Source organism: Neobacillus drentensis, assembly GCF_036966985.1.
Taxonomy (GTDB): domain Bacteria; phylum Bacillota; class Bacilli; order Bacillales; family Cytobacillaceae; genus Neobacillus; species Neobacillus drentensis_E.
This window is the reverse complement of the sequence record NZ_JBALSN010000513.1, coordinates 1-2,276: the sequence shown is the minus strand read 5'-3', so window position 1 is coordinate 2,276 and position 2,276 is coordinate 1. Positions and strand designations below refer to the sequence as shown.

Annotated in this window: 3 protein-coding genes and 1 pseudogene; all 4 read left to right on the top strand. The window is 34.0% G+C overall.

Features of this window, described 5'->3' with window-relative positions; all coding sequences use genetic code 11:
• The first annotated feature begins 111 nt into the window (after window positions 1–111).
• On the top strand, window positions 112–534 hold the full coding sequence (locus V7659_RS26885; RefSeq protein ID WP_335543141.1) for a DUF3888 domain-containing protein: 423 nt from the start codon (window positions 112–114) through the stop codon (window positions 532–534).
• A gap of 875 nt (window positions 535–1,409) precedes the next feature.
• Window positions 1,410–1,739 (top strand): PadR family transcriptional regulator, encoded by a 330-nt coding sequence (locus V7659_RS26880; protein ID WP_335543140.1) that lies wholly within the window; start codon window positions 1,410–1,412, stop codon window positions 1,737–1,739.
• Window positions 1,732–2,202 carry a hypothetical protein gene (locus tag V7659_RS26875; RefSeq protein ID WP_335543139.1) on the top strand — a complete coding sequence of 157 codons (471 nt, stop codon included), beginning with the start codon at window positions 1,732–1,734 and terminating at the stop codon, window positions 2,200–2,202. Before V7659_RS26880 ends, V7659_RS26875 begins: the two co-directional genes overlap by 8 nt.
• Window positions 2,199–2,276, top strand: a pseudogene (locus tag V7659_RS32310) (permease); the annotation flags it as partial. The gene V7659_RS26875 and the pseudogene V7659_RS32310, both read left to right, overlap by 4 nt.

The window sequence follows — 2,276 nt, the reverse complement described above, 5'->3', positions numbered from 1 at the left end:
GCACCCGTTAGTTTAAGTACATTCCTTCACAAGCAACTAACTGACTTTACGAAGAATAACTGCATAAACTGGGTTACTTTACACACGCTATCAGAAAAGGAGTGACGATAAATGAAAAAAATACTGGCTTTAGCTATATTTATTGTTTCAATAAGCAGCTTATTTTACATCTCCGTTTATGCTGAAAAACCACATCAGCACGATTCGGGACAGGTTGCTGACTACTTTATGCTTTCAGCATTTCATAACCAGATTGACAAAGCAGTAAGCGACTTTTATAAAAATGACTCAGTAACAGTGACTTATTTACACCCCTCGCAAAAAAATCTCGTTCAAGTGTTCCAAAGCGAAAAAGGTTACGACTTAGGATACCCCTATGTCGTAAAAATCACTGTTAATTCATCCGATGGAACCAAGAGGCTGGGAACGGATACAATCACATTCGGTACATCCCTACCGCTTGAGAACCAGGATGAAAATGTGGCAGCTATAACGACTAAGGTGATTGATTTCAAGCACACTGCACCCGAATGAAAAGAACCCGAAACGGGGTCTTTTTTTTTGTTACAAATTGACTGTTGTTGAACTAACCTGCTTCGTTACTTGAAGAAGAAAAGACGACAGTATGTTGGCAGTCTAGAACTACCAATAGACTCATTAGTTGGATAAATACGAACCTATCGGGGTTAGTTAATCTTTCTCTTGTTTATTTAAAATGCCACCTAGAATTGCACTTAATACTGAAAAGAAAATTATCCACCAAAACCCTTCAAGATGCTGATTAAAGTATTCAACTCTAATCCATATAATTACAGCAACTATTAAATTTAAAAATAAAGATGTTATCATTGAATAGTATAATAACTTGTATCTTTTGCTCTTGTTTTTCATACTTTGAAAAAAGTAAGCCATTATTTCTCAACCTTTCAAGATTAACTTTCCGCCAACAATGTAATTCTCTATTGGTTCAAAATTTACCTTCTTCTTTCACTAAACTGCCCCGTTACTTCAATAAGAAAAAGCATTACCGTTGTTCCAGTAATGCACCCGTTAGTTTAAGTGCAATCCTTCACATTCATATTTCTTATTAAATCAGTAAAAGACAAAATTCTTAAACCATCAATATGTTTCTGTCATTCTAAATTATAAGGGAGTCATAGGTGATAACTATGGATTCCTCTTAAACAATATCCCCGCTTGTTCTGCCATCACACGAGATGGAACTGTAATTCCATTCTTAAGCTACCATCCAACTAACCCTACGAAAGCTGAACTGAAAAATTGAACAAAAAATTTTTAAAAAAGGACATACTGTCAGTGACACATTACTGTTGATAACAGTATACTGTTATTAACAGTAAGGTATTGCCAAAAAAATTTTACATTTAAATTAGGAGGTTATATATTTCATGAAACATACAGGTGCATTTCTTCTGCTGTTTTTAACAGAGGGAGATAGCTATGGAGGGAAACTCCTGCAGAAATGTGAAGAAGAGCTTCCCATCAACCCAATTGATAGTGCCATTCTTTATCGCACATTAAAAACATTAGAGAAAGAAGGTGCTGTTGAGTCTTATTTGGACACATCTAATCAAGATAAGCTGATAAAAATGTACAAAATTACTACAGTTGGAAAAAGAAAATTAGAAGATTTTCAAATAGATATAGAAGAAAAAATGAAGAACTTATCATTTTTCTTAAATAAATACAAAGAATGGAAGGAGTCTAATCATGATTAATGGTGCTATCCTTTACGCTATGGCTATCATTCTTCTCAGTATTTCTTTTATAAAAGATCGAAATAAAACAAGAGATGCTCTATTAAAGTCATGGAAAAGCTTTCGTAATATTATACCTGACATGTTATCAATTATGCTTTTCGTTGGGCTATCACTATCTATATTAACTCCATCCTTAATTTTTTCAATCATTGGAGAAAAATCTGGATTGACAGGTATTGTTTATTCAGCATTTGCACTAGTTCCAAGCTTTGTTGTATTTCCTCTTGGACACACATTAGTCCAAAATGGTGCAGGACTCCCTCAAGTAGCTGTATTAATGTCTACATTAATGTCCGTAGGAATCACAACTTTACCTATGGAACAAAAGATATTTGGGCGAAGTTTTGCCTATTCTCGCAACGTATCAGCAGTGGTAATGTCTCTAATATTTTCATATATTATTTGGGTGGTGATGGGATGAATGAATTAAAAAGGTATCGTTTCTTTTTCATTTTATTATTTGGGCTCATTATCCTTACCTTTATAAACCAATCG